This is a genomic window from Pseudomonas sp. 05T35, from assembly GCF_056396605.1.
Genome location: NZ_JBFTLU010000440.1, coordinates 1 through 3,716, shown reverse-complemented (window position 1 = coordinate 3,716; position 3,716 = coordinate 1). Strand labels below are relative to the sequence as shown.

The window sequence follows — 3,716 nt, the reverse complement described above, 5'->3', positions numbered from 1 at the left end:
CCTCAAGGATCGGCAAGTCTTGTGCACCGATCTCGCCGAGCACCGCCATGACCTGTTCGATCTGGGCCATCCGCTCTGGCTCATGGGCGTCGATCACATGCAGCAGCAGGTCAGAGTTGCTCGACTCTTCGAGCGTAGCCCGAAATGCCTCGACCAGCTTATGCGGCAAGTGACGGATGAAGCCCACAGTGTCGGCCAGTACGATCGGACCGAGGTCGGCGAGTTCGAGCCGGCGCAAGGTCGGGTCGAGGGTAGCGAATAACTGGTTTGCCGCGAACACGTCGGAATCGGTGACCGCGTTGAACAGCGTCGACTTGCCGGCGTTGGTATAGCCCACCAGTGAAACCGAAGGGATATCCGCACGCTGACGACCACGACGAGCCTGATCACGCTGACTGCGGACCTTTTCCAGACGCCCCTTGATCTGCCGCAGGCGAACCCGCAGGAGACGCCGGTCGGTTTCCAGCTGGGTTTCACCCGGGCCGCGCAGACCGATACCGCCTTTCTGCCGCTCAAGGTGAGTCCAGCCGCGAACCAGTCGCGTACTCATGTAATCAAGCTGGGCCAGTTCAACCTGGAGCTTGCCTTCATGGGTGCGGGCGCGTTGGGCGAAGATATCGAGAATCAGGCCGGTACGGTCAATCACGCGACACTCGAAAACGCGTTCGAGGTTACGTTCCTGACTGGGCGTGAGGACGGAATTGAAAATAACCAGATCGACCTTCTCGGCTTTGACCTGGTCGCGTAATTCCTCGACCTTGCCACTGCCAATCAGGTATTTGGCGGTTGGCCGATGACGCGGCACGTTAACAAACGCGACGGTCTCGGCGCCGGCCGAAATTGCCAACTCCTGAAACTCCTGCGGATCTTCGCGCGCCTCAGGGTCCTGACCATCCAAGTGAACGAGAATGGTTCGTTCACCACCACCGTGGCGCTCAAAGAACAAAGGAGACTCCTATCAGGCGTTACCTGGCTCAGCGTCAGCTTGTTCGGATTCGGTTGCGCTAGGCAGACGAATTGGACGAACCGGCACCACTGTAGAGATCGCGTGTTTGTAGACCATCTGGCTGACGGTGTTTTTCAGCAGGATAACGAACTGGTCGAACGACTCGATCGTGCCTTGCAGTTTGATTCCGTTGACCAGATAGATGGAAACCCCCACTTTCTCTTTACGCAATGTATTCAAGTAAGGGTCTTGTAGCGAATGCCCTTTTGACATGTGCCGCACTCCTTTAAGGATTCAATAATAAAAATAGGTAAAAAAATGGCTTAGGCCGTCACACCCCCAAGGATAGACGGCAATTGCAAGGACTCAGCTCAATATGGAGACCGTTCCAAGGTATTTCAAGGCGCGTGGCAGATTGTCGCAATCGAGGCTGTCCAGCCAGTGTAAATCATCCCAACTGCGTAGCCAGGTGAACTGGCGCTTCGCCAATTGGCGCGTGGCAATGATCCCACGTTCCTGCATCTCGGCTGACGTCAGCTTGCCATCCAGGTAATCCCAGACTTGTCGGTAACCTACAGCGCGTATAGACGGCAACCCGGCATGCAGGTCACTTCTTTTACGCAGGGCTACGACCTCGTCAATGAATCCCTGTTCCAACATTTGTGTGAATCTTTGTTTAATACGCTCATGCAGTACCTGACGATTCGCCGGAGCGATAGCCAAGTTCGCGACAGTATAGGGCAATTGTGGGCGACCCGAAGCGCCTGCTTCAGTACTTTGCGCAGATTGTCGCGCTCGATGTTCGGTCATGCTCTGGCCGCTGACCCGATAAACTTCCAGCGCCCGACTGAGTCGCTGCGGGTCATTGGGGTGAATTCGCGCTGCCGACACCGGATCAATGACCGCCAACTGATCGTGCAGGGCTTGCCAGCCAAGGCGTGCAGCCTCTTCCTCGATTTCAGCGCGGATCTGCGGATCGGCCGCCGGCATATCGGCCAGACCTTCGAGCAAAGCCTTGTAATAGAGCATTGTGCCGCCGACCAGCAGCGGAATATTGCCGCGCGCGGTGATCTCGGCCATGGCCTGCAGGGCATCCCGGCGAAAATCAGCCGCCGAATAGGCCTCGACCGGATCAAGAATGTCGATCAACCGATGAGGGAACTCGGCCAATAGCTCCTTCGAAGGCTTGGCGGTGCCGATATCCATACCCCGGTAAACCAGCGCCGAGTCGACGCTGATCAGCTCGCACGGCAGGACCTTGGTCAGCTCGATGGCCAGATCGGTCTTGCCCGCTGCGGTCGGGCCCATCAGGAATATCGCTGGAGGAAGCTGGCTCATCAACGACCGCGCAAGAACAGTTTGTCCAGATCGTCCAGGCCCAATTGGGTCCAGGTCGGTCGGCCATGGTTGCATTGACCGCTGCGTTCGGTGTTTTCCATGTCCCGCAGCAGACCGTTCATTTCCGGCAAGGCCAGGCGCCGGTTGGCGCGAACAGCGCCGTGGCAGGCCATGGTCCCGAGCAGTTCGTTCAGGTGTGCCTGAATCCGGTCGCTGGTGCCGTATTCCATCAGGTCCGCCAATACGTCGTGAACCAGGCGATTGGCTTCAGCCTGTTTGAGCAACGCCGGAATCTGCCGGATCGCCAGGGTTTCCGGGCCCAGACGCTGAAGTTCGAAGCCTAGGCGCTGGAACCAGCTGACGTGCTCTTCGGCGCAATCGGCTTCACGCTGGCTGACTGCAATCGACTCCGGCACCAGCAGCGGTTGGCCACTCAGGCCTTCACTGGCCATCGCGATTTTCAGGCGCTCGTACATGATCCGCTCATGCGCGGCGTGCATGTCCACCAGCACCAGCCCTTGGGCGTTTTCCGAAAGAATGTAGATGCCTTTGAGCTGTGCCAGCGCATACCCCAGCGGCGGGATATCACCCTGCCCGTCAGGCAGTGCCGTGGCATTCGCCTCAGGCAGTGGCGCAAAAAACTCGCGATAGGCAGCCTGCGCTTCGGCCACCGGCACGCCCGACTGCGGACGCGGCGTGTATTGATACTGATAACCGGCGCCGGTGCCCGAGCTCGAGCCTGCCGTCGTATTAAAGGACGGCTGTGCCTGCGGCTGCTCCAGCAACGCATTGGCCGCCAGACGCATTTCACCTTGCGGGCCGAACTCGCCGGCTTCAATGCCGGTCGGCCTGACCACGGCCGTCGCGACAGGCGCAGCCAAATGATCTTCCGGACGCACATCGCCCAAGGCGCGGTGCAAGGTGCCATAGAGGAAGTCGTGGACCATGCGCCCGTCACGGAAGCGCACTTCGTGTTTGGTCGGGTGCACGTTGACGTCGACGCCCGCCGGATCGACTTCGAAAAACAGCACGAACGTCGGGTGCCGACCGTTGAACAGCACGTCGCGATACGCCTGGCGCACCGCATGGGCCACCAGTTTGTCGCGCACCGCACGACCATTCACAAAGAAATACTGCAGGTCTGCCTGGCTGCGGTTAAAGGTCGGCAACCCGACCCAACCCCACAAATGCAGGCCATTGCGCTCGATCTCGATGGGCAGCGCCTGCTCCAGGAAGCCTGCGCCGCAAATCGCCGCCACACGCCGGGCGCGAGCCGCGTCGTCWTGGGCTTCGTGCAGGCTGAGGATGGTCTTGCCGTTATGGCGCAGATGGAACGCCACGTCGAAACGCGCCAGCGCCAGACGCTTGATCACTTCTTGCAGGTGATCGAATTCGGTTTTTTCGGTCTTGAGGAATTTGCGCCGTGCCGGGG

At 59.4% G+C, this 3,716-nt stretch carries 4 protein-coding genes; all 4 read right to left on the bottom strand.

Annotated elements, in window-relative coordinates:
• A partial coding sequence (hflX, locus tag AC1DH9_RS24760) for a ribosome rescue GTPase HflX (RefSeq protein ID WP_477808958.1) occupies positions 1 to 946 on the bottom strand: 946 nt, incomplete at its 3' end.
• Positions 947 to 958: 12 nt separating this feature from the next.
• Positions 959 to 1,219, bottom strand: a complete 261-nt coding sequence (hfq, locus tag AC1DH9_RS24755; RefSeq protein WP_019691505.1) for an RNA chaperone Hfq — start codon at positions 1,217 to 1,219, stop codon at positions 959 to 961.
• A 93-nt stretch (positions 1,220 to 1,312) separates the two neighbouring features.
• Positions 1,313 to 2,284, bottom strand: coding sequence for a tRNA (adenosine(37)-N6)-dimethylallyltransferase MiaA (gene miaA / locus AC1DH9_RS24750; RefSeq protein WP_427534284.1), 972 nt, complete (start codon positions 2,282 to 2,284; stop codon positions 1,313 to 1,315).
• Positions 2,284 to 3,716: DNA mismatch repair endonuclease MutL (mutL, locus tag AC1DH9_RS24745; protein WP_477808957.1), on the bottom strand; the 1,433-nt coding region annotated here is incomplete at its 5' end. The genes miaA and mutL, both read right to left, overlap by 1 nt.

Bases quoted from the DNA above. Each gene is read 5' to 3' on its own strand.
- miaA (WP_427534284.1), bottom strand. From the start codon at position 2,284: ATGAGCCAGCTTCCTCCAGCGATATTCCTGATGGGCCCGACCGCAGCG.
- hfq (WP_019691505.1), bottom strand. From the start codon at position 1,219: ATGTCAAAAGGGCATTCGCTACAAGACCCTTACTTGAATACATTGCGT.